Origin of the sequence: Cohnella rhizoplanae, from assembly GCF_948329515.1 — a bacterium.
GTDB classification, from domain to species: domain Bacteria; phylum Bacillota; class Bacilli; order Paenibacillales; family Paenibacillaceae; genus Cohnella; species Cohnella rhizoplanae.
The window spans coordinates 64,544-86,506 of sequence record NZ_CAOJCN010000021.1; the positions used below are offsets into that span (position 1 = coordinate 64,544).

Genomic DNA, 21,963 nt, shown 5'->3' on the forward strand with positions numbered 1-21,963 from the left:
AAGGCTTCCTTGACACTGCCCATCCGAGGTGTTAAGATAGCCTATGTGTGTGCCCGACGTGGTGGATTTTGATCGTTCCGTGGGAGTTGTTACGATGGACTTAATCGCTCATCATCTTGCGAATAACGTCAAAGTCGGCACCAAGCAGACGACCAAGATGGTGGAACAAGGCAAGGCCATCGGCGTCTATGTCGCGCAAGATGCAGATTCGCGCCTGATCGGCCGTATCGTTCAGCTTTGCCGGCAGCGAGGCGTTCCCTTAACCGAGGTGAACACCATGCGCGAGCTGGGTAGACAATGCGGGATCGATGTCGGCACCGCGATGGCCGTGGTAGTAGAGAGAGCATGAACCGGGACCTAACCGCGCTTCTCGTCAGAGGAGGTCAGCGGAGCGGACCCTTTCGTTTATCTCAAAATGAACCGCCTGGATCTGTGGGCTTCGCGCCGCGGGAACCGGTAGCCGTAAGTTTATGCAAGGCATTCATGGGAAGGGGGTGGCAACATGCCAACAATTAACCAGCTCGTACGCAAAGGCCGCGAGCCCAAGGTGGTCAAGTCGAAGTCTCCTGCATTGCAAAAGGGATTCAACGCCCTGAAGCGCATCGAGACCGATCTTAGCGCTCCTCAAAAGCGCGGCGTATGCACGCGTGTAGGCACGATGACGCCGAAAAAACCGAACTCCGCACTTCGTAAGTATGCTCGTGTGCGTCTGACGAACCGCGTCGAAGTCACGGCTTATATTCCGGGTATCGGTCACAACCTGCAAGAGCACAGCGTCGTACTGATTCGCGGCGGCCGGGTCAAGGACCTTCCGGGCGTACGTTATCACATCGTCCGCGGCGCGCTCGATACCGCAGGCGTCAACAACCGCAAGCAAGCTCGTTCCAAGTACGGTACGAAGCGCGCTAAGGTGAAGAAGTAAGATTATACGGCCGGAACAATTCGGCTTTATCATTGATATGGGAAAGGAGGAACTCAGATGCCACGTAAAGGCCCAGTACCGAAGCGGGACGTGCTCCCGGATCCGGTCTACAACAGCAAGCTCGTCACCCGTCTCGTCAACCGCATCATGATCGACGGCAAGAAGGGCGTAGCCCAACAGCTGCTTTACAACGCGTTTACGCTGATTCAAGAGCGTTCGGGCAAGGACCCGATGGAAGTTTTCGAAGCTGCCATCAAGAATATCATGCCCGTACTCGAAGTTAAGGCTCGCCGTGTAGGCGGCGCCAACTACCAAGTTCCGATCGAAGTCAAGCCGGAGCGCCGCACGTCCCTTGGACTGCGCTGGCTCGTCAACTACTCCCGCAACCGCGGCGAGAAGACGATGGAAGAACGTCTGGCGGCCGAGATTCTCGACGCTTCGAACAACACCGGCGCTGCCGTCAAGAAGCGTGAAGATACGCACAAGATGGCTGAAGCCAACAAAGCGTACGCCCACTACCGCTGGTAAAACCGCGGACATTAGGGAACGAAAGGAGACGATTGCATGGCTAGAGAGTTCTCCTTGCAAAATACGCGCAACATCGGCATCATGGCGCATATTGATGCAGGCAAGACGACCACGACCGAGCGGATCCTGTTCTATACCGGCCGTGTCCACAAGATCGGCGAAGTGCACGAAGGCGCCGCTACGATGGACTGGATGGAGCAAGAGCAAGAACGCGGTATCACGATTACGTCTGCCGCGACGACCGCTCAATGGAAGGGTCACCGCATCAATATTATCGACACACCTGGACACGTTGATTTTACGGTCGAGGTCGAGCGCTCGCTGCGCGTATTGGACGGGGCTGTCGGCGTATTTAGCGCCAAAGAAGGCGTAGAACCACAGTCCGAGACGGTATGGCGTCAAGCCGACCGTTACGGCGTTCCGCGCATCGCATACGTGAACAAGATGGACATCATCGGCGCGGACTTCTTGAACGTCGTTCGCGACATGCGCTTGCGCCTGCAAGCCAATGCTGTTGCCATCCAGCTTCCTATCGGAGCGGAGAACGGCTTCATCGGCATGATCGACCTGATCGAACGGGTTGCCTATGTGTATGAAGACGATCTCGGCAAAGATCCGAAGACGGTTGAGATTCCGGCCGACTTGGCCGAGCAAGCCGAAGAGCTCCGTCTGGAACTCGTCGAGAAGGTTGCCGAGCTTGACGACGATCTCATGGCGAAGTATCTTGAAGGGGAAGAACTGTCGGTCGCCGAGATCAAGGCAGCTCTTCGCAAGGGCGTCGTGGAAGTTCGTATCTTCCCGGTCGTCTGCGGCTCTTCGTATCGCAACAAGGGCGTTCAGCCTATGCTGGATGCCGTCGTCGACTTCCTCCCGGCTCCTATCGACGTCCCTGCTATCAAGGGCACGACCGAAGACGGCGAAGAGACGGTTCGCCATTCTTCCGACTCCGAGCCGTTCTCGGCTCTGGCGTTCAAGATCATGACCGACCCTTTCGTAGGCAAGCTGACGTTCTTCCGCGTTTACTCCGGCGTTCTGAACTCCGGTTCGTACGTCGTCAACGCGACGAAGAACAAGCGCGAACGTATCGGCCGTATTCTGCAGATGCACGCGAACAGCCGTCAAGAGATCAGCATCGTCTACTCCGGCGACATCGCCGCTGCAGTCGGTCTGAAGGATACGACGACTGGCGATACGCTGTGCGACGAGAAGAACCCGGTAATCCTCGAATCGATGAACTTCCCGGAGCCGGTTATCCAGCTTGCGGTTGAGCCGAAGACTAAGGCTGACCAAGACAAGATGGGTATCGCGCTTCAGAAGCTCTCCGAAGAGGATCCGACCTTCCGCGCGCACACGGACGAAGAGACGGGCCAGACGATCATCGCCGGTATGGGCGAGCTTCACCTGGAGATCCTCGTCGACCGCATGCTTCGCGAATTCAAGGTCGAGACCAACGTGGGCAAGCCGCAAGTCGCTTACCGCGAGACGTTCAAGTCCTCGGCGAAGGTCGAAGGCAAGTTCGTCCGCCAATCCGGCGGACGCGGCCAATACGGCCATTGCTGGGTCGAGTTCGAACCGCTTGAAGCCGGTTCCGGCTTCGTGTTCGAGAACAAGGTTGTCGGCGGCGTAGTTCCGCGCGAGTACATCGCGCCGGTACAAGCCGGTATCGAAGAGTCCATGAAGAACGGCGTACTCGCCGGATTCCCGCTCGTCGATATCAAAGCGACGATCTTCGACGGATCGTACCACGACGTCGACTCGAACGAAATGGCGTTTAAGATCGCGGGTTCGATGGCTCTCAAGGCCGCGAAGGACAAGTGTAACCCGATCTTGCTCGAGCCGATCATGAAGGTCGAAGTAACCGTTCCCGAAGAGTACATGGGCGATGTCATGGGCATGCTCAGCTCCCGCCGCGGACGCATCGAAGGCAGCGACACCCGTCACGGTGCGCTCATCGTGCGCGCCAAGGTGCCGTTGGCTGAAATGTTCGGCTACTCGACCGTTCTTCGTTCCGGTACGCAGGGCCGTGGCGTGTTCTCCATGGAACTGTCGCACTACGAAGAAGTACCGAAGTCCATCTCCGAAGAGATTATCTCCAAGAGCAAGGGCGCTTAAGTTAACGGGCATTCGGACGAGCCGCGGGGCCTGAGGTCTCCGGCTTTGTCCTCCCTATAAAATGGCTTTACTAACAAGGAGGAGAAAAGATCCATGGCAAAGGCTAAATTTGAACGTAACAAACCGCACGTTAACATCGGTACGATCGGCCACGTCGACCACGGCAAAACGACGCTGACCGCTGCCATCACGACGGTTCTGTCCAAGAAATACGGCGGCGCAGCCGTTGCGTTCGACCAAATCGACAAGGCTCCAGAAGAGCGCGAGCGCGGTATCACGATCTCCACGGCTCACGTTGAATATGAAACGCCTAACCGTCACTATGCACACGTTGACTGCCCTGGACACGCCGACTATGTCAAGAACATGATCACCGGCGCTGCTCAAATGGACGGCGCGATCCTGGTCGTATCCGCTGCTGACGGCCCTATGCCGCAAACGCGCGAGCACATCCTGCTCTCCAAGCAAGTTGGCGTTCCTTACATCGTCGTATTCCTGAACAAGTGCGACATGGTTGAAGACGAAGAACTCCTCGAGCTGGTTGAAATGGAAGTTCGCGACCTGCTGAACGAGTACGAGTTCCCGGGCGACGACACGCCGATCATCCGCGGCGCTGCTCGCGAAGCTCTGCAAAATCCTGACGGCCCTTGGGCTGACAAGATCGTCGAGCTGTTCGAACAAGTCGATACCTACATCCCGCAACCTGAGCGCGACGTAGCTAAGCCTTTCTTGATGCCTGTCGAGGACGTATTCACGATCACGGGTCGCGGTACGGTTGCTACGGGCCGTGTTGAGCGTGGCACGATCAAAATCGGCGATGAAGTTGAAATCATCGGTCTGGTTGAAGATTCCCGCAAATCCGTCGTTACCGGCGTAGAAATGTTCCGTAAGTTGCTCGACTCCGCTCAAGCGGGCGACAACGTCGGCGCACTGCTTCGCGGTGTTGACCGTAAGGACATCGAGCGCGGCCAAGTTATCGCTAAGCCGGGTTCGGTTAAGCCGCACACGGAATTCACGGCTCAAATCTACGTCCTGACCAAAGAAGAAGGCGGCCGTCATAAGCCTTTCTTCACGGGCTACCGTCCTCAGTTCTACTTCCGTACAACTGACGTTACGGGTATCATCAACCTGCCTGAAGGCACTGAGATGGTTATGCCTGGCGACAACATCACCGTTACCGTCTCGCTGATCGCTCCGATCGCCGTTGAAGAAGGCACTCGCTTCTCCATCCGCGAAGGCGGCCGCACAGTAGGCGCCGGCGCTGTTGCTTCCATTCAAAAGTAATTCAATTTACTTAAGGAAGACTTTATCGAGCTTAATCGCTCGGTAAGGTCTTTTTTTTGTTTGAAGAAAAATTGTCGGTTAAAAAAGCGACAAATTTGGTCTAAATTCGACAGTAAATGACATGTATTTCTAGCCACTCTACCTTATAATAGAAACAAATCCAAGGGCGAGGTGCATCTATCTGTCTAGACTTCAAATTCGCAAAAGCCTGGTTTTTACGGTTAGTCTTGTTTTGTCCGTTTTATTTATTCTGCTTATCGGGATCATGTCCTGGCTTCAATACAGCGCGCAGCGGAATGCCGCGTACAGGGAATTCATGTCTATAGGCGATCGGCTCGCCGCTCAGGCTTCCGCCAACACGAATTTGCTGCAGCCGGTAGCTGACGCCTACAAAAAGGGGGAATCGCCTGCCCCCGAAAGCCAGGCGATTCTGCGCAAATTGCTGGATGCCATGACGGATGGGAACGAGATAATCAATGCCTATTACTTCTCTACGTATTCGAAGGAGGCTGAAGAAGGTACGAACGTCGTGCTGCTTCAAGTGAATCAGGCGCTTGACGATGCAGGCAATCATACGGGCGACGATTATGGGATTTCCGGAGATTTTAAGCGTGCCTATACAGAAGCGTTGGTCGGAAAGTCGTCGCTCAGCAAACCTTATACGGATAACGTCGGAAGCTGGATATCCTATCAGGGACCAGTTACGGACGGCGAAGGAGAAGTCGTCGCGGTTCTCGGCATGGATTACGACTACGATAAAGTGCAAGCCCGAATTAAGGGCATGCTTTTTAGGACGATTTGGATCGGCATCGCTGCAGCTACGCTGGCGATATTGCTGCTCGTCCTTTTTGTTCGATTCGCGCTTCGTCCGCTTAAACGGCTGGCCGCGCTCGCCCAAGAGGCGGCAAAGGGAGATCTGACCGTGCAAGTGCCGGTGAAATCGGGAAATGAGATCGGTCAGGCGGCGGAATCGTTTAACGATATGGTTCGAAGTCTTAGGGAGTTGTCCGGCAGTATCAAACGCACGGCTGACGAAGTGTCTGCCGCATCGCGCACGCTGAAAGATACTTCCGCGCAAGCTGCGGTCGCCACAGGGGGGATTACGGAGTCGATTCAGACAGTGGCTTCCGGAGCTGAAACTCAGCTGACGAGCTCGCAGGAATGCCAGCGGGCGATGTCCGAGATTGCGGTGGGCATCGGCCGTATCGCCGAAACGTCAGCAACGCTGTCCGAGCTCGCCGGCGGCGCGGCTGAACTGGCAACGGAGGGCGAACAAGCCCTGGCGGATACCGCGCATCAAATACGCCAGATCGAACAAAACGTGTTCAGCGCCAGCGATACGATGAGCGAGCTGCAAGCATCTAGCGCGGAGATTCAGCAGATTGTCTCGATGATCGCCGAGGTCGCCAATCAGACGAATCTGCTCGCGTTGAACGCTTCGATCGAAGCGGCGCGCGCCGGCGAGCAAGGGAAGGGCTTCGCGGTAGTCGCGCAGGAAATCCGCAAGCTGGCCGAACGATCGAGGGAATCGTCCGAGGCGATCGCGGAGATCATTCATGCGGTTGGCGTCAAGACGTCCGCCGCTGCGGAGACGTTGTCGCAATCCGCCGGCGAAGCTCGCGCCGGAACGGAACTTGCGGCTCGTACGGGCGAATCCTTCCGCACGATCCTTCAAGCGGTTAGGCAAGTATCCGATCAAGTGCAGGACGTATCGGCAGCTTCGCAGCAAATGTCGGCCGGCAGCCAGCAAGTGGCCGCTTCGATCGAGGAGCTGGAACGCGTAGCGAAGCTTTCGTCTGAAGAATCCCAGCAGGTGGCGGCGGCTTCCGAACAACAGCTCGCTTCCGTCGAGGAGATCGCAGGATCGGCAGAACAGCTTCGCTCGCTGGCAGCGGAATTGAACCAAGCCGTGAGCCGATTCCGCGTTTGACCGACTTATATCTCATTCAAAGAAAGCCGTTGCCTGCAGGCAGCGGTTTTTCATTGGATCGATGTTCTCTTTATATAGAAGAAAGACGACGGAACTAATACGAATAGCAGCGCGTCATCAGCGGTTCCGGGCTCCGCATTACGATTCTTTTCATTTTGCATAAAAATTTGTTGCATTGGTCTAGGCGAATCGCTATAATAATAAATGTTGGTCTGCGACCGTGCGATGATGTGAGAGGTTGCCGACACACCCGGCCCCTTTGCCATAGGGTGGCGATAGGGTTGATGTCGGGGTATTCTCACGGAGTATGTCCGATTCCAAAATTGGACGAATGAAGGAGGGAATTTTCTATGGCAAAGCAAAAAATCCGTATCCGTTTGAAGGCTTACGACCACCGCATTCTTGATCAATCCGCGGAGAAGATCGTTGAAACGGCAAAGCGTACGGGTGCCGGCGTATCCGGTCCGATCCCGCTGCCGACCGAGAAGCAGATCATCACGATCCTGCGCGCGGTCCACAAGTACAAGGATTCGCGTGAGCAGTTCGAAATGCGTACGCACAAGCGCCTGATCGACATCGTCAATCCGACGCCGCAAACGGTCGACGCGCTGATGCGTCTGGACCTGCCGTCCGGCGTTGACATCGAGATCAAGCTGTAATAAGCAAAAAACAAAGACTTATCCAGATGTGAATAAGAAGTAGAAGAGAGGTGTCAACATGCCAGGAATCTTGGGACGTAAGCTCGGTATGACGCAAGTGTTCGCGGCTGACGGAAGCGTCGTGCCGGTCACCGTCGTCGAGGCAACGCCAAACGTCGTTCTGCAGAAGAAATCTTCCGACAACGACGGATACGAAGCTGTGCAGCTCGGCTTTGCCGACAAGCGCGAAAAGCTCGCAAACAAGCCGGAAACGGGCCATGCAAAGAAGGCCGGTACGGCGCCCAAGCGCTTCATCCGCGAAGTTAGCGGATCTTCGGAACTCGAAGTCGGCGCTGAAGTTAAAGTTGACGTATTTGCCGAAGGGCAATTTGTTGACGTGACGGGGATCTCCAAGGGTAAAGGTACGGCCGGTGCCATCAAGCGTTGGGGTTTCCAACGCGGCAAGATGACCCACGGTTCCAAGTATCACCGCGGTAATGGCTCGCTCGCAACGATTCGCGACGCGAACCGCGTACCTAAGGGCAAGAAAATGCACGGCCGTCTCGGATCCGAGACGATCACGGTTCAAAACCTCGAAGTCGTCAAGGTCGACGTTGAACGCAACGTTATCCTGATCAAGGGTTCCGTGCCGGGCGCTCGCAACAGCTACCTTAAACTCCGCTCGTCGGTGAAGAAATAATCCGATTTAACAGGAAAGGAGGACTACCACATGCCTAAAGTATCTGTATACAACGTGAGCGGCAGCGCAGTCGGCGAGATTGAATTGTCGGACCTGATCTTCGGCGTCAATCCGAATGCGTCGGTCATGCACAGCGCGGTCGTGCTTCAACAAGCATCCGTGCGCCAAGGCACTCACAAGACCAAAGGACGCTCCGAAGTACGCGGGGGCGGCCGTAAGCCATGGAAGCAAAAGGGTACAGGCCGCGCTCGTCAGGGCTCGATCCGTTCCCCGCAATGGAAGGGCGGCGGCGTCGTTTTTGGACCGACTCCCCGGAGCTACGGCTTCAAGCTTCCGCGCAAGGTTCGCCGTCTGGCGATCAAATCCGCGCTGTCCAGCAAAGTCATCGCCAGCGACATCATCGTCCTGGACCAACTGAGCTTGGCATCGCCTAAGACGAAGGAATTCCAAGGCATTCTGAACAACCTCAAGGTAGGCCGCAAGGCGCTCGTCGTCACTGCCGACTTTGAGAATAATGTGGCCCTGTCCGCACGAAATATTCCAGGCGTCAAGTTCGTCACCGCCAACGGAATCAACGTGCTTGATGTGCTTGTCCATGACAAGCTGATCATCACGAAGGACGCGGTCGCTAAAGTCGAGGAGGTATTCGCGTAATGAAAGACCCTCGCGATATTATCAAGCGCCCCGTCATCACGGAACGCACGAGTGAATTCATCGATCAGCTGAAGTACGTCTTCGAAGTCGATCTTCGTACGAATAAGACGGAAATCAAGCAAGCGATCGAAGCGATCTTTAAAGTGAAGGTCGTCAGCGTCAATACGATGCGCGTACCGCCGAAGCCGCGCCGCTACGGCCGTCACGCCGGTTACACTTCCGAATGGAAGAAGGCCATCGTACAACTGTCCGCGGACAGCAAACCGCTCGAGTTTTTCGAAGCATCGGTCTAACATCTTCGTAAAGTAAGGAGGGAAACCAAGTGCCAGTCAAAAAGTTTAATCCGACATCGCCAAGCCGTCGTGAGATGACGATGTCCACGTTCGAGGAAGTAACGACCTCCACACCGGAGAAATCCTTGCTTGCACCGCTGTCGAAGCGCGGCGGCCGTAACCACCAAGGTAAGATTACGGTTCGTCACCAAGGCGGCGGACACAAGCGCAAGTACCGGATCATCGACTTCAAGCGCAACAAGGACAGCGTACCGGGCAAGGTCGCCGAGATCGAATACGATCCGAACCGTACCTCCTACATCGCTCTGATCCATTACCTGGACGGTGCAAAAAGCTATATCGTCGCTCCGAAGGGCCTGAAGGTCGGCGATCAAATCGTCTCCGGTCCTGACGCCGACATCAAAGTGGGCAACGCCCTTCCGCTGGAGAATATTCCGGTCGGTACGGTAATCCACAATATCGAGCTGAAGCCGGGCAAGGGCGGACAACTCGTTCGCGCTGCAGGTACCGAAGCTCAATTGCTGGGTAAGGAAGAGACTTATGTCACGATCCGCCTGGCATCCGGCGAGATTCGCCGTATCCTGAAGCAGTGCCGCGCTACGATCGGATCCGTGGGCAACCAAGACCACGAGCTGATCAACATCGGTAAAGCCGGCCGCTCCCGCAACCTCGGCAAACGCCCGGTTGTCCGCGGTGTCGTCATGAACCCGGTCGATCACCCGCACGGCGGTGGCGAAGGCCGCGCTCCAATCGGCCGCAAGTCTCCTCTGTCCCCATGGGGCAAGCCGACGCTCGGTTACAAGACGCGCAAGAAGAAGAAGGCCTCGAGCCAATATATCGTACGCCGCCGCAAGTAAAGGCGAGTCCATTCCGGGCTGAAGGGAGGATTTACCCATGGGTCGCAGCTTAAAGAAAGGCCCGTTCATCGACGGCTATCTGTTGAAGAAAGTCGAAGTGTTGAACGAGTCCAGCAAGAAAGTCGTCATCAAGACGTGGTCGCGTCGCTCGACGATTTTCCCGCAATTCGTAGGTCACACGTTCGCCGTCTACGATGGCCGCAAGCATGTGCCGGTGTACGTATCGGAAGATATGGTCGGTCACAAGCTTGGTGAATTCGCGCCTACGCGCACGTACAAAGGCCATACCGCCGACGATAAGAAAACCGGCAAACGATAAATCCTAAGCGCCGGCTTCGTCCGGCGAACGCAACACGGGAGGAGGTACATCGATGGCACAAGAAGCCAAGGCCGTAGCGCGATACATCCGTATCCCGGCCCGCAAAGTCCGTCTGGTCGCAGATCTGATCCGCGGCAAGAAGGTAGGCGACGCAATCGCCATTCTGCGCCACACGCCGCGTTCGGCTTCCCCGATCCTGGAGAAGCTCCTGAACTCCGCAGTGGCTAACGCAGAGCATAACTATCAGCTCGACGTCAACAAGCTGGTCATCAGCGAAGCATTCGTCAACGAAGGTCCGACCCTTAAACGGTTCCAACCCCGTTCGCAGGGCCGCGCGTTCAGCATCTTCAAGCGCTCCAGCCACATCACGCTGGTCGTATCCGAGAAATAAGGAGGGATAACGTGTGGGTCAGAAAGTAAATCCGGTCGGTTTTCGTATCGGCGTCATCCGCGATTGGGAATCCAAGTGGTACGCTGATAAGGACTTCGGCACGCTTCTTATGGAAGATGTCAAAATCCGCGAATTCCTTAAGGCCAAGCTTAAGGATGCATCCGTATCGCGCTTCGAGATCGAACGCGCCGCGAACCGCGTCAACGTCACCATTCATACTGCCAAGCCGGGCATGGTCATCGGCAAGGGCGGTTCTGAAGTAGAAGTTATCCGCGGTCAGCTGACGAAGCTGACGAACGGCAAGAAGGTACACATCAACATCTCCGAGATCAAGACGCCGGAAATGGATGCCATCCTCGTCGCCGAGAGCATCGCACAACAACTCGAACGCCGTATTTCGTTCCGCCGCGCCATGAAGCAATCGATGCAACGCACGCTGCGCATGGGCGCTAAGGGCATCAAGACCCTGGTCAGCGGACGTCTGGGCGGCGCCGAAATCGCACGTACGGAAGGCTACAGCGAAGGAACGGTTCCGCTTCACACGCTGCGCGCCGACATCGACTACGGTACGGCTGAAGCGCACACGACCTACGGTCGCATTGGCGTTAAAGTCTGGATCTACCGCGGCGAAGTCCTTCCAGCCAAGAAGAAGAAAGTAGTAGCTGAGGAAGGAGGCAACTAAGCATGTTGGTCCCTAAACGCGTCAAACACCGCAAGCAGCACCGCGGGAAGATGAAGGGCCGTGCCAAAGGCGGCACGGAAGTGAGCTTCGGCGAATACGGCTTGCAAGCACTGGAGCCTTCGTGGGTGACGAACCGCCAGATCGAATCTGCGCGTATCGCAATGACCCGTTATATCAAGCGTGGCGGTAAGGTATGGATCAAAATCTTCCCGGCCAAGCCGATCACCCAAAAGCCTCTCGAGGTGCGGATGGGTAGCGGTAAAGGTAACGTCGAGAAGTGGGTTGCCGTCGTGAAGCCGGGCAAGATTTTGTTCGAGCTCGCAGGCGTCCCTGAGGAAATCGCACGCGAAGCGATGCGTCTGGCCGCGCACAAGCTGCCGATCAAGACGAAGTTCGTGAAACGCGAAGAACTGGGTGGTGAAGCAAATGAAGGCCAGTGAATTCCGTAACCTCACTTCGGTTGAAATCGAACAGAAGGTTTCCGGCTTCAAGGAAGAGCTGTTCAACCTTCGTTTCCAACTGGCTACCGGCCAACTGGACAACCCGCATCGCATCAGCGAGCTGCGGAAAGAGATTGCCCGGGCCAAAACCATTTTGCGCGAGCGTGAACTGGGCATCATCAGCTAATCGCTGACACGAGCCTACGACGCCTCCGGGAAGGAGTATTACCATGAGCGAACGCAACAACCGTAAGGTCCAGATCGGCAAAGTCGTTAGCGACAAGATGGACAAAACGATCGTAGTGGCTGTCGAAACGCACAAGAAGCACAGCCTGTACCATAAGCGCATCAAGTATACGAAGAAGTTCAAGGCGCATGACGAGAACAACGAAGCACAAATCGGCGACACCGTGAAGATCATGGAGACCCGCAAGTTGTCCAAGGACAAGAACTGGCGCCTGGTCGAAGTCACCGAGAAGTCCGTTATTCTGTAAGAAACGCCACCTTAGCACCGAAAGGAGGACCTCACGATGATTCAACCATTTACGAGATTGCGCGTGGCCGATAACTCCGGCGCAAAGGAACTGATGTGCATCCGCGTGCTTGGAGGCACGGGACGTCGCGTCGGTCACATCGGCGATCTGATCGTCGCTTCCGTAAAACAAGCAACACCAGGCGGCGTTGTCAAAAAGGGCGATGTCGTTAAATGCGTAATCGTCCGCACGAAGCGCTCGGTACGCCGTAAAGACGGTTCCTACATCGCGTTCGACGAGAACGCAGCCGTCATCGTCAAGGAAGATAAGAGCCCGCGCGGTACCCGTATTTTCGGGCCTGTCGCACGCGAGCTTCGCGAACGTGATTTCATGAAAATCATTTCTCTGGCACCGGAAGTGCTCTAATCCGGCCGATGTCCATGGAGAAACACTCAAGGAGGTGTACCCATGCCCCGTTTGAAAAAAGTGCTGGAATCGCACAACAATAAGCTTCACGTCAAAAAAGACGACAACGTCATCGTCATCACCGGCAAGGACAAGGGCAAGAAAGGCCGCGTAATCGCCGCTTACCCGCGTCAAAACCGCGTACTGATCGAAGGCGTCAACCTGGTGAAGAAGCACACGCGTCCTTCCCAGACCAACCCGCAAGGCGGCATCATCGAGCAAGAAGCGCCGATTCACGTATCCAACGTCATGCACGTGGATCCGAAGAGCGGCAAGCCTACGCGTCTCGGCTATAAAGTGCTGGAAAACGGCACGAAGGTTCGGATCGCGAAGAAGTCCGGCCAAGAAATCGACTAATACGATCCCCGAAAGAAAGGAGGTCACTGTGACACATGGCAGCAAGAATGAAGGAACGTTACAACGCTGAAATCGCACCTGCACTCGTGCAGAAGTTCAGCTACAAATCGGTCATGCAAGTGCCGAAGATCGAGAAGATCGTCATCAACATGGGCGTCGGCGAAGCGGTCTCGAACTCCAAGGTTCTGGACGCAGCGGTCGAAGACATGCAAAAGATCGCCGGCCAAAAGCCGGTCATCACCCGTGCGAAGAAGTCCATCGCAGGCTTCCGTCTCCGTGAAAACGCGCCGATCGGCGTGAAGGTCACGCTGCGCGGCGACCGCATGTACTACTTCCTCGACAAGCTGTTCAATATCTCGCTTCCTCGCGTACGTGACTTCCGCGGCATCTCGAGCAAATCGTTCGACGGTCGCGGCAACTACACGCTCGGCTTGAAGGAGCAACTGATCTTCCCCGAGATCGAATACGACAAGATCGATAAGGTCCGCGGGATGGATATCGTCATCGTCACGACGGCGAATACGGACGAAGAAGCGCGCGAACTGCTGACCCAACTGGGTGCGCCGTTCGTGAAGTAACTCCGCCGAACCTGGCCTGACCGGCCAAGGTACCCTACGGGAGGTGTGAAAGCAAAGTGGCAAAAACGTCTATGAAAATCAAGCAGCAACGCCCGCCGAAGTTCCAAGTGCGTGCTTACACGCGGTGCGAGCGCTGCGGACGTCCGCACTCCGTGCTGCAAAAGTTTAAAATTTGCCGGATTTGTTTCCGCGAATTGGCATACAAAGGCCAGATTCCTGGCGTTAAAAAAGCGAGCTGGTAATCAGCCTAGTTCGGGAAGGAGGTTTACCCATGGTTATGTCTGATCCCATTGCAGATATGCTGACGCGCATTCGCAACGCGAATCTCGTCCGCCACGAATCGGTGGAGCTGCCTGCGTCTACGGTCAAAAAGCAAATTGCTGAGATCCTGAAGCGCGAAGGCTTTATCCGCGACGCCGAATACGTAGAAGACAACAAGCAAGGTTTGATCCGCATCTTCCTGAAGTACGGACCGAACAACGAACGCGTCATCACCGGCCTGAAGCGTATCAGCAAGCCCGGCCTGCGCGTTTACACGAAGTCGAACGAAGTACCGCGCGTACTCGGCGGCCTCGGCATCGCGATCATCTCGACGTCCAAAGGCATCATCACCGACAAGGAAGCCCGTCAAGGGAAAGCCGGCGGCGAAGTCCTTTGCTACGTCTGGTAATTTAAAGCCACAAGTTAGGAGGTGTACCAATGTCCCGTATCGGACGCAAACCCATCCAGGTGCCAAACGGCGTGAACGTGAACCTGGACAACAACGTCATCACGGTAAAGGGCCCCAAGGGCACGCTGAGCCGCGAATTGCATAAAGACATGAAGCTGGTCGTCGAAGAAGGCGTCATCAACGTCGAACGTCCCTCCGACAACAAAGAACACCGCTCCCTGCACGGCACGACGCGCTCCGTCGTCGCCAACATGGTAAGCGGCGTTACCGAAGGCTTCGCAAAGAACCTTGAGCTTGTCGGCGTCGGCTACCGTGCCAGCAAGCAAGGCGAGAAGCTCGTCCTGAACGTAGGTTACTCGCACCCTGTCGAGTTCCTCGCAGCAGGCGGCATCGAGTTCGACGTGCCGGCTCAGAACCGCATCACGGTTCGCGGCATCGACAAGGAAGCGGTCGGCGCGATCGCAGCGAAGATCCGCGAAGTTCGTCCGCCAGAGCCATACAAGGGCAAAGGCATCAAGTACGAAGGCGAACGCATCATCCGCAAGGAAGGCAAAGCCGGCAAGAAAAAGTAATGAATGGCGGCTCCGCGCCGCTTAGAATATGGCACACGGCCGGCACACGGCGATCCGTTGCCTAAAATCCGGCTCGTTATCGAAGCGAGAAGGGAGTGAACTCCGGAATGATTACCAAAGGCGATAAGAACAAAGCCCGTCTGAAGCGTCACCTGCGCGTGCGCAAGAAGATCAGCGGCACGAACGAGCGTCCGCGCCTCTCCATCTTCCGTTCTTCCAAGCATATCTATGCGCAGCTGATCGACGACGTCAAGGGCGTGACCCTGGCATCGGCATCCACGCTGGACAAGGAAATCGGCGAGATCGGCAACGGCGGCAGCGTCGAAGCGGCAGCTAAGGTCGGTCAACTGGTTGCAGAGCGCGCTAAGGCAAAAGGATACGAGAGCATCGTATTCGATCGCGGCGGCTACCTGTACCACGGACGCATTCAAGCACTGGCAGACGCGGCTCGCGAAGCCGGTCTTCAGTTCTAATATTACGCAAACAAGGAGGTTAACGACTTGCGTGTAGATCCTAACACCCTGGAACTTACCGAAAAAATGGTCCAGATCAACCGCGTTGCCAAAGTCGTCAAGGGCGGCCGTCGCTTTAGCTTCAGCGCTCTTGTCGTCGTGGGCGACGGCAAAGGTTGGGTCGGCGCGGGCATCGGCAAAGCCGGCGAAGTGCCGGACGCCATCCGCAAAGGCATGGAAGACGCCAAGAAAAATCTGATTTTCGTTCCGCTTGTCGGCAAAACGATTCCGCACGCCGTTACGGGTCACTTCGGCGCCGGCAAAGTGCTGCTGAAGCCGGCATCCGAAGGTACGGGCGTCATCGCGGGCGGTCCTGTCCGCGCGGTACTCGAACTGGCCGGCGTCGGCGATATTTTGACGAAATCGCTGGGATCCTCCAACTCGATCAACATGATCAACGCGACGTTGGAAGGGCTGTCCCGCCTGAAGCGCGCCGAAGACGTAGCCAAGCTCCGCGGCAAAACCGTGGAAGAGCTGTTGGGTTAAGGAGGGGTTAAAATGGCGAAATTGCAGATCACCCTCAAGCGCAGCCTCATCGGCCGTCCTGAGAACCAACGCCAAACCGTCAAATCGCTGGGCCTCGGCAAAGTGAACTCGACGGTCGTCAAAGAAGACAACGCGGCGATTCGCGGCATGGTTAACACGGTTAGCCACCTGATCACCGTCGAAGAAGTATAAGGCTATATAGCCACTTGCAACACAAATCAATCAAGGAGGTGCGACGAACGATGAAATTGCATGAACTTTCTCCTGCAACTGGATCCAAGTTCAGCCGCAAACGCGTCGGTCGCGGCATCGGTAGCGGCATGGGTAAAACGTCCACGCGCGGCCATAAAGGCCAAAACGCTCGTTCCGGCGGCGGCGTACGCCCCGGCTTCGAAGGCGGCCAAAACCCGTTGTACCGCAGACTTCCGAAGCGCGGCTTCAACAACGACCGTTTTGCTACGGAATACGCGATTGTTAACCTGGATCAACTGAGCGGATTCGCAGCCGGCACGGAAGTAACGCCGGAACTGCTGCTCTCCGAAGGGATCGTAAAGAACCCTAAGGACGGCATCAAGATTCTGGGCAACGGCGAGCTGACTGCAGCTATCTCCGTTAAAGCCCACAAGTTTTCTAAATCCGCTGCTGAAAAAATCCAGGCCGCCGGCGGTAACTCCGAGGTGATCTAATGTTCGCTACCGTGAGCAACATCTGGAAGGTCGAGGACCTTCGCAAGAGGATCCTATTCACGCTTTTCATACTGCTCGTATATCGTGTCGGCTCCTTTATCCCGGTGCCGAATATCGACAAGAGCGTGCTGGAACAGGCCAATCAGCAAGGCAACGAACTGTTCGGCCTGCTCAACACGTTCTCGGGCGGCGCGCTGTTCCAGTTCTCGATCTTCGCGCTCGGGATCATGCCGTACATCACGGCATCGATCATCGTGCAGCTCCTCTCCATGGACGTTATTCCGAAGCTCGCGGAGTGGGCCAAGGAAGGCGAGATCGGCAAGCGCAAATCGGCGCAGTTGACCCGTTACCTGACGATTGTCCTCGGTTTGATCCAAGCCTTCGCGACCTCGATCGGTTTCAACCGAATCTACAGCGCGAAGATGGTCATCGATCCGTCGCCGGCGACCTATATCCTGATCGCCATCGTGCTTACGGCCGGTACGGCCTTCCTGATGTGGCTCGGCGAGCAGATCAACGAGAAGGGCATCGGCAACGGCATCTCGATACTGATGTTCGCGGCGATCGTCTCCCGGATTCCGACGTATATCCAAGAGATCTATCAGGACCAATTCGTGAACGGCGACCAGATCTTCTGGGCCGTGCTGAAGATGGTCATCATCCTGATCGTGATTCTCCTGATCATCGTCGGGGTAATCTTCGTCCAGCAGGGCGTGCGCAAGATCCCGGTCCAATACGCCAAACGCGTAGTCGGACAGAAGATGTACGGCGGTCAATCGACGCATATCCCGCTTAAGGTTAACGGCGCGGGCGTCATCCCCGTTATCTTCGCTTCGTCGCTCCTGATGTTCCCGATCACGATCGCCCAGTTCTGGGCCGGTCACACTTGGGCCAACTGGGTCATCACTCACCTGTACTACGACAAGCCGCTCGGTATGGTACTCTATATCTTGCTGATTGTCGGGTTCACCTTCTTTTACACGTTCGTGCAGTTCAACCCGCAGCAGCTCGCGGACAACATGAAGAAGAACGGCGGCTACATCCCAGGCATCCGCCCGGGCAAGCCGACGGCAGGCTACCTGATGAGAGTCATCACGCGCATCACCCTCGCCGGGGCGCTGTTCCTGGCTGTGATCTCGATCATTCCCGTCATCTTCGGCTCCGCTTTCGGTCTTCCGAAGTCGGTTCAGCTGGGCGGCACGTCGCTGCTGATCGTCATCGGCGTCGCGCTCGAGACGATGAAGCAGGTCGAGAGCAACCTGATCAAGCGTCACTACAAGGGTTTCATCAATAAGTAAGCTCAGCTTCAAAAAGAGGGACATTCAGGAGGTACGGCAATGAACATCCTGTTTATGGGGCCTCCTGGGGCCGGCAAAGGCACGCAGGCGGAACGCATCGTCGATTCGTTCGGCGTGCCGCATATCTCGACCGGCGACGCATTCCGGCTGGCGATGAAGGAAGGCACCGCGCTTGGCGTCGAAGCCAAGAAATACGTGGATCAAGGCCTCCTCGTCCCGGACGAAGTGACGAACGGCATCGTCAAGGACCGCCTGTCCTTGGCCGATTGCGACAAGGGATTCCTGCTCGACGGATTCCCCCGCACGCTGGCTCAGGCCGAAGCGCTTGACGAGATTCTGGCCGGACTCGGCAAGAAGATCGATCACGTCGTGAACCTGAAGGTAGATCGCGATCGTCTGCTCGCGCGCCTCACGGGCAGACGGATCTGCCGCACCTGCGGCGCCACGTATCACGTCCTGTTCAATCCGCCGAAGGTCGAAGGCGTGTGCGACAAGGACGGCGGAGAGCTGTACCAGCGTTCCGACGATACGGAGGAGAAGGTCGGCACCCGGCTGGATGAATACACGAGCAAGACGGCTCCGCTGCTTGCCTATTACGAAGGCAAAGGGCTGCTCCGAGAAGTGGACGGGGAGAAGGACATCGACGCGGTTACGGCCGATATTTCCTCCCTCCTCAGAGGGTAACCGCCATGATCGTGTGCAAGTCCGAATCGGAACTGAACTTGATGAGACGGGCCGGAGAGATCGTCGCGAAGACGCATCAACTCATGCGTGAGGCTGTGCGTCCGGGCGTGACGACCGCCGAGCTTGATCGGATCGCCGACGCATACATCCGAAGCCAAGACGCGGTTCCGTCTTTCAAAGGCTATAACGGTTTTCCATCCAGCATTTGCGCATCGGTCAACGAAGAGCTAGTGCACGGCTTCCCCGGTCCCCGGGTGCTTCAAGAGGGCGATATCATCAGCATCGACATCGGCGCGCAGTACAAGGGTTACCATGGCGATTCCGCCTGGACCTACGGCGTGGGCGCCATCTCGGCGGACGCGCAGCGGCTGCTCGAGGTGACCGAAGCCTCGCTGTACGCAGGCCTTGAGCTTGTGAAGCCGGATGTCAGGCTGTTCACGGTGTCACACGGCATCCAGAAGGTGATCGAAGAGGCGGGCATGTCGGTCGTGCGTGAATACGTCGGACATGGCGTCGGACGCGAACTCCACGAAGAGCCGCAGATTCCTAACTACGGCGTGCCCGATCGAGGGCCGCGCCTGAAGCCGGGCATGGTGCTCGCCATCGAACCGATGGTGAACCTGGGCTCGCGCTACGTTCGGACCCTCTCGGACAACTGGACGGTCGTGACGGTGGACGGCTCGCTGTGCGCGCACTTTGAGCATACCATCGCCGTAACCGAGGACGGGTTCGAGATACTGACCCGTGCGGAAGACTAGGCGGCGGCCGTGACGGAGACGTCATCGCTGTCGCCCGGGGAAGTCGTGAGAAGCCGCCGCGGCAAAGACGAAGGTCAGCTGGCGGTGGTCATCGCTCTCACGGACGAACGGTTCGCGATCGTGGCCGACGGCGACAAGCGCCGGTTCGATCGGCCGAAGCGCAAGAACTTGCTGCATCTCGAATCGGTCGGCATCGTGAACGACGAAGTCGCAAGCAGCATTCGGGACACCGGACGCGTGACGAACGGCAAGCTGCGGCATGCCGTAGTCACTGCCATGAGGCGGCTCGAAGCGCATGCTGAAGAGAAAGGAGAATGACGGTGGCCAAAGAGGACGTAATCGAAGTGGAAGGCGTGGTCGTCGAACCGCTGCCGAACGCGATGTTCAGGGTGAAGCTTGAGAACGGCCATGAGATTCTTGCTCATGTCTCCGGCAAGCTGCGGATGCACTTTATCCGGATCCTGACGGGCGACAAGGTCGTGATCCAGCTCTCGCCGTATGATCTGACGCGAGGCCGCATCACTTACCGCAAATAGTTCTTCCGGTCTACCGAACCACACGTGACGGCAGCATGAGGCTTCTAGCGTCAGCGCCGCCGCACACTTTAGGAGGGTATTACCATGAAGGTGAGACCATCGGTCAAACCCATTTGCGAAAAATGCAAAGTTATTCGCCGCAAGGGTAACGTAATGGTTATCTGCGAAAATCCGAAGCACAAACAAAAACAAGGCTAAGAGGAGGTGCTCCTAACATATGGCACGTATTAGTGGTGTTGACCTTCCGCGCGACAAGCGCGTGGAAATCGCCCTGACGTACATCTTCGGGATCGGCAAGACGACGTCCCAGAAGCTTCTTGCTACGGCAGAAATCAACCCCGACACTCGCGTCCGCGATCTGACCGAAGACGAGCTCGCTCGTTTGCGCGAAGCGATCGACAAGACGCAAAAGGTCGAGGGCGACCTGCGCCGGGAGATCGCGCTGAACATCAAGCGCCTGATCGAAATCGGCTGCTACCGCGGTGTCCGTCACCGTCGTGGCCTGCCCGTCCGCGGACAACGTACGAAGACGAATGCCCGCACGCGCAAAGGTCCGCGTCGTACGGTAGCGAACAAGAAGAAGTAAGAAGGGAGGATAAATCAGCATGGCACAAAAAGGCAAGAAGGTTGTCCGCACGAAACGCCGCGATCGGAAAAATATCGAAACTGGCGTCGCGCACGTCCGCTCGACGTTCAACAATACGATCGTCACGATCACGGATCCGCACGGCAACGCGATCTCCTGGGCCAGCTCCGGCAACATGGGCTTCAAAGGCTCGCGTAAGAGCACGCCGTTCGCCGCGCAAATGGCAGCAGAGACTGCTGCTCGCGCCGCGATGGAACATGGCATGCGCGCCGTCGAAGTCATGGTCAAAGGCCCTGGCGCCGGCCGCGAAGCCGCGATCCGTTCCCTGCAAGCCGCAGGTCTCGAAGTCAGCATGATCAAAGACGTAACGCCGATCCCTCACAACGGCTGCCGTCCTCCGAAGCGTCGCCGCGTATAATATGCGCCACTATGTGGTATCAAACAAAAACAACTTGTGAATAATGGTTGTAATGGTTAGGCATACTACATGGTTTGCCCAATTCGGTTATACTGGTTGAAGGACTGCACGTCATCCCGGATGACCGGACGGGGCGAACAAACGGCAACGTCAGCAACGCAGCGACGTTTTGAAGGAGGGTTTGGTTGTGATTGTGATCGAGAAGCCAAAGATCGAATCGGTGGAGATTCAAGAAGACAAGAGGTACGGACGCTTCGTCGTGGAACCGCTGGAACGCGGCTATGGCATGACGCTCGGCAACTCCCTTCGCCGGATCCTGCTGTCGTCTCTGCCAGGCGCCGCCGTCATCTCGGTTCAGATCGACGGTGTGCTTCATGAATTCTCCACCATTCCGGGCGTGATTGAGGACGTCACCGAGATCATCCTCAATCTCAAGCGCCTCTCCCTGAAGATTCACTCTGACGAGGAGAAGGTGCTGGAGATCGACGCTGAAGGCGAGGGCATCATCACGGCCGGAGACATTCGGGCAGATAGCGACGTGGAGATCCTTAATCCGGATCTGCATATCGCGACGCTGGCTTCCGGTGCGCGCCTCCATATGCGCATCTTCGCCAGACAGGGACGCGGCTATGTCCCGGCGGATCGCAACAAGAAGGAAGATCAGCCGATCGGCGTCATTCCGATCGACTCGATCTATACGCCGATTACCCGCGTCAACTATAAGGTCGAGAATACCCGCGTAGGTCAAGTTACCAACTACGACAAGCTCACGCTTGAAGTATGGACCGACGGCAGTATCCGGCCCGAAGAAGCGGTCAGTCTGGGCGCCAAGATCCTGACGGATCACTTGTCGCTGTTCGTCGGCCTTACGGACGAAGCCAAGGACACCGAGACGATGAAGGAGAAGGAAGAGGACAAGAAGGAGAAAGTGCTCGAGATGACCATCGAAGAGCTCGATCTCTCCGTTCGCTCTTACAACTGCCTGAAGCGCGCCGGTATCAATACGGTTCAAGAGCTGATCACCAAGACCGAAGAAGACATGATGAAGGTCCGCAACCTGGGCCGCAAGTCTTTGGAGGAAGTGCAAGAGAAGCTCGAAGAACTCGGTCTCGGTCTCCGATTCGAAGAATAGAA

36 protein-coding genes are annotated in these 21,963 nt (G+C 56.6%); all 36 read left to right on the forward strand.

The window, feature by feature from the left end:
• Window positions 1-94: 94 nt before the first annotated feature.
• Complete coding sequence (locus PQG80_RS23190; protein WP_271754034.1) at window positions 95-349, forward strand: ribosomal L7Ae/L30e/S12e/Gadd45 family protein; 255 nt, start codon at window positions 95-97, stop codon at window positions 347-349.
• A 153-nt stretch (window positions 350-502) separates the two neighbouring features.
• Complete coding sequence (gene rpsL / locus PQG80_RS23195) at window positions 503-922, forward strand: 30S ribosomal protein S12 (protein ID WP_090117921.1); 420 nt, start codon at window positions 503-505, stop codon at window positions 920-922.
• 57 nt (window positions 923-979) lie between these two features.
• Window positions 980-1,450 carry a 30S ribosomal protein S7 gene (gene rpsG, locus PQG80_RS23200; protein ID WP_090117920.1) on the forward strand — a complete coding sequence of 157 codons (471 nt, stop codon included), beginning with the start codon at window positions 980-982 and terminating at the stop codon, window positions 1,448-1,450.
• 36 nt (window positions 1,451-1,486) lie between these two features.
• Window positions 1,487-3,562, forward strand: coding sequence for an elongation factor G (gene fusA / locus PQG80_RS23205; protein WP_271754035.1), 2,076 nt, complete (start codon window positions 1,487-1,489; stop codon window positions 3,560-3,562).
• Between the two features lie 93 nt (window positions 3,563-3,655).
• On the forward strand, window positions 3,656-4,846 hold the full coding sequence (gene tuf, locus PQG80_RS23210) for an elongation factor Tu (RefSeq protein WP_271754036.1): 1,191 nt from the start codon (window positions 3,656-3,658) through the stop codon (window positions 4,844-4,846).
• 265 nt (window positions 4,847-5,111) lie between these two features.
• Window positions 5,112-6,776: a methyl-accepting chemotaxis protein gene (locus PQG80_RS23215; protein ID WP_271754037.1), complete on the forward strand. Its 1,665-nt coding sequence runs from the start codon at window positions 5,112-5,114 to the stop codon at window positions 6,774-6,776.
• 350 nt (window positions 6,777-7,126) lie between these two features.
• The gene (gene rpsJ, locus PQG80_RS23220; protein ID WP_027087350.1) at window positions 7,127-7,435 is read left to right on the forward strand and encodes a 30S ribosomal protein S10; all 309 of its coding nucleotides are present in this window, start codon (window positions 7,127-7,129) and stop codon (window positions 7,433-7,435) included.
• A gap of 58 nt (window positions 7,436-7,493) precedes the next feature.
• Window positions 7,494-8,114 carry a 50S ribosomal protein L3 gene (gene rplC, locus PQG80_RS23225; protein ID WP_271754040.1) on the forward strand — a complete coding sequence of 207 codons (621 nt, stop codon included), beginning with the start codon at window positions 7,494-7,496 and terminating at the stop codon, window positions 8,112-8,114.
• Between the two features lie 30 nt (window positions 8,115-8,144).
• A complete protein-coding gene (rplD, locus tag PQG80_RS23230; RefSeq protein WP_271754041.1) occupies window positions 8,145-8,768 on the forward strand; it encodes a 50S ribosomal protein L4 in 624 nt (207 codons plus the stop codon).
• Window positions 8,768-9,061 carry a 50S ribosomal protein L23 gene (gene rplW, locus PQG80_RS23235; RefSeq protein ID WP_271754042.1) on the forward strand — a complete coding sequence of 98 codons (294 nt, stop codon included), beginning with the start codon at window positions 8,768-8,770 and terminating at the stop codon, window positions 9,059-9,061. The genes rplD and rplW overlap by 1 nt, the downstream gene beginning before the upstream one ends.
• Window positions 9,062-9,090: 29 nt before the next feature.
• Window positions 9,091-9,918, forward strand: coding sequence for a 50S ribosomal protein L2 (gene rplB / locus PQG80_RS23240; protein ID WP_271754044.1), 828 nt, complete (start codon window positions 9,091-9,093; stop codon window positions 9,916-9,918).
• A gap of 37 nt (window positions 9,919-9,955) precedes the next feature.
• Entirely contained in the window at window positions 9,956-10,237 is a 282-nt protein-coding gene (rpsS, locus tag PQG80_RS23245) for a 30S ribosomal protein S19 (protein WP_271754045.1), read from the forward strand.
• A gap of 52 nt (window positions 10,238-10,289) precedes the next feature.
• Complete coding sequence (gene rplV / locus PQG80_RS23250; protein WP_090117911.1) at window positions 10,290-10,628, forward strand: 50S ribosomal protein L22; 339 nt, start codon at window positions 10,290-10,292, stop codon at window positions 10,626-10,628.
• Window positions 10,629-10,641: 13 nt separating this feature from the next.
• Window positions 10,642-11,310 carry a 30S ribosomal protein S3 gene (gene rpsC, locus PQG80_RS23255; protein WP_271754047.1) on the forward strand — a complete coding sequence of 223 codons (669 nt, stop codon included), beginning with the start codon at window positions 10,642-10,644 and terminating at the stop codon, window positions 11,308-11,310.
• Window positions 11,311-11,312: 2 nt separating this feature from the next.
• The gene (gene rplP, locus PQG80_RS23260; RefSeq protein WP_271754048.1) at window positions 11,313-11,750 is read left to right on the forward strand and encodes a 50S ribosomal protein L16; all 438 of its coding nucleotides are present in this window, start codon (window positions 11,313-11,315) and stop codon (window positions 11,748-11,750) included.
• Window positions 11,737-11,937, forward strand: a complete 201-nt coding sequence (gene rpmC / locus PQG80_RS23265) for a 50S ribosomal protein L29 (RefSeq protein WP_090117908.1) — start codon at window positions 11,737-11,739, stop codon at window positions 11,935-11,937. Before rplP ends, rpmC begins: the two co-directional genes overlap by 14 nt.
• A 43-nt stretch (window positions 11,938-11,980) precedes the next feature.
• Entirely contained in the window at window positions 11,981-12,244 is a 264-nt protein-coding gene (gene rpsQ, locus PQG80_RS23270; RefSeq protein ID WP_271754049.1) for a 30S ribosomal protein S17, read from the forward strand.
• A gap of 36 nt (window positions 12,245-12,280) precedes the next feature.
• Window positions 12,281-12,649, forward strand: a complete 369-nt coding sequence (gene rplN, locus PQG80_RS23275; RefSeq protein WP_090117906.1) for a 50S ribosomal protein L14 — start codon at window positions 12,281-12,283, stop codon at window positions 12,647-12,649.
• A gap of 42 nt (window positions 12,650-12,691) precedes the next feature.
• The gene (rplX, locus tag PQG80_RS23280; protein ID WP_271754050.1) at window positions 12,692-13,045 is read left to right on the forward strand and encodes a 50S ribosomal protein L24; all 354 of its coding nucleotides are present in this window, start codon (window positions 12,692-12,694) and stop codon (window positions 13,043-13,045) included.
• A 35-nt stretch (window positions 13,046-13,080) separates the two neighbouring features.
• A complete protein-coding gene (rplE, locus tag PQG80_RS23285; protein ID WP_271754051.1) occupies window positions 13,081-13,623 on the forward strand; it encodes a 50S ribosomal protein L5 in 543 nt (180 codons plus the stop codon).
• A gap of 56 nt (window positions 13,624-13,679) precedes the next feature.
• Complete coding sequence (locus PQG80_RS23290; protein ID WP_090117903.1) at window positions 13,680-13,865, forward strand: type Z 30S ribosomal protein S14; 186 nt, start codon at window positions 13,680-13,682, stop codon at window positions 13,863-13,865.
• Between the two features lie 29 nt (window positions 13,866-13,894).
• A complete protein-coding gene (rpsH, locus tag PQG80_RS23295) occupies window positions 13,895-14,293 on the forward strand; it encodes a 30S ribosomal protein S8 (RefSeq protein WP_090117902.1) in 399 nt (132 codons plus the stop codon).
• 29 nt (window positions 14,294-14,322) lie between these two features.
• Entirely contained in the window at window positions 14,323-14,865 is a 543-nt protein-coding gene (gene rplF / locus PQG80_RS23300) for a 50S ribosomal protein L6 (RefSeq protein ID WP_271754053.1), read from the forward strand.
• A gap of 107 nt (window positions 14,866-14,972) precedes the next feature.
• The gene (rplR, locus tag PQG80_RS23305; RefSeq protein WP_271754055.1) at window positions 14,973-15,338 is read left to right on the forward strand and encodes a 50S ribosomal protein L18; all 366 of its coding nucleotides are present in this window, start codon (window positions 14,973-14,975) and stop codon (window positions 15,336-15,338) included.
• Between the two features lie 27 nt (window positions 15,339-15,365).
• Window positions 15,366-15,863, forward strand: coding sequence for a 30S ribosomal protein S5 (gene rpsE / locus PQG80_RS23310; protein WP_271754056.1), 498 nt, complete (start codon window positions 15,366-15,368; stop codon window positions 15,861-15,863).
• A 12-nt stretch (window positions 15,864-15,875) separates the two neighbouring features.
• Complete coding sequence (gene rpmD, locus PQG80_RS23315; RefSeq protein ID WP_090117898.1) at window positions 15,876-16,055, forward strand: 50S ribosomal protein L30; 180 nt, start codon at window positions 15,876-15,878, stop codon at window positions 16,053-16,055.
• 50 nt (window positions 16,056-16,105) lie between these two features.
• Window positions 16,106-16,549, forward strand: a complete 444-nt coding sequence (rplO, locus tag PQG80_RS23320) for a 50S ribosomal protein L15 (protein WP_090117897.1) — start codon at window positions 16,106-16,108, stop codon at window positions 16,547-16,549.
• The gene (gene secY, locus PQG80_RS23325; protein WP_271754057.1) at window positions 16,549-17,847 is read left to right on the forward strand and encodes a preprotein translocase subunit SecY; all 1,299 of its coding nucleotides are present in this window, start codon (window positions 16,549-16,551) and stop codon (window positions 17,845-17,847) included. Before rplO ends, secY begins: the two co-directional genes overlap by 1 nt.
• A 39-nt stretch (window positions 17,848-17,886) precedes the next feature.
• Window positions 17,887-18,531, forward strand: coding sequence for an adenylate kinase (locus tag PQG80_RS23330; protein ID WP_271754058.1), 645 nt, complete (start codon window positions 17,887-17,889; stop codon window positions 18,529-18,531).
• Between the two features lie 5 nt (window positions 18,532-18,536).
• Window positions 18,537-19,289, forward strand: a complete 753-nt coding sequence (gene map, locus PQG80_RS23335; protein WP_271754059.1) for a type I methionyl aminopeptidase — start codon at window positions 18,537-18,539, stop codon at window positions 19,287-19,289.
• Between the two features lie 9 nt (window positions 19,290-19,298).
• Window positions 19,299-19,607: a KOW domain-containing RNA-binding protein gene (locus tag PQG80_RS23340; protein WP_271754060.1), complete on the forward strand. Its 309-nt coding sequence runs from the start codon at window positions 19,299-19,301 to the stop codon at window positions 19,605-19,607.
• 2 nt (window positions 19,608-19,609) lie between these two features.
• Window positions 19,610-19,825 (forward strand): translation initiation factor IF-1, encoded by a 216-nt coding sequence (infA, locus tag PQG80_RS23345; protein ID WP_090117962.1) that lies wholly within the window; start codon window positions 19,610-19,612, stop codon window positions 19,823-19,825.
• Between the two features lie 84 nt (window positions 19,826-19,909).
• Entirely contained in the window at window positions 19,910-20,023 is a 114-nt protein-coding gene (gene rpmJ / locus PQG80_RS23350) for a 50S ribosomal protein L36 (protein WP_003333770.1), read from the forward strand.
• 19 nt (window positions 20,024-20,042) lie between these two features.
• Complete coding sequence (gene rpsM / locus PQG80_RS23355) at window positions 20,043-20,411, forward strand: 30S ribosomal protein S13 (RefSeq protein WP_271754066.1); 369 nt, start codon at window positions 20,043-20,045, stop codon at window positions 20,409-20,411.
• 19 nt (window positions 20,412-20,430) lie between these two features.
• Entirely contained in the window at window positions 20,431-20,829 is a 399-nt protein-coding gene (rpsK, locus tag PQG80_RS23360; protein ID WP_271754067.1) for a 30S ribosomal protein S11, read from the forward strand.
• A 187-nt stretch (window positions 20,830-21,016) separates the two neighbouring features.
• A complete protein-coding gene (locus tag PQG80_RS23365) occupies window positions 21,017-21,961 on the forward strand; it encodes a DNA-directed RNA polymerase subunit alpha (RefSeq protein WP_271754068.1) in 945 nt (314 codons plus the stop codon).
• The last annotated feature ends 2 nt before the right edge of the window (window positions 21,962-21,963 follow it).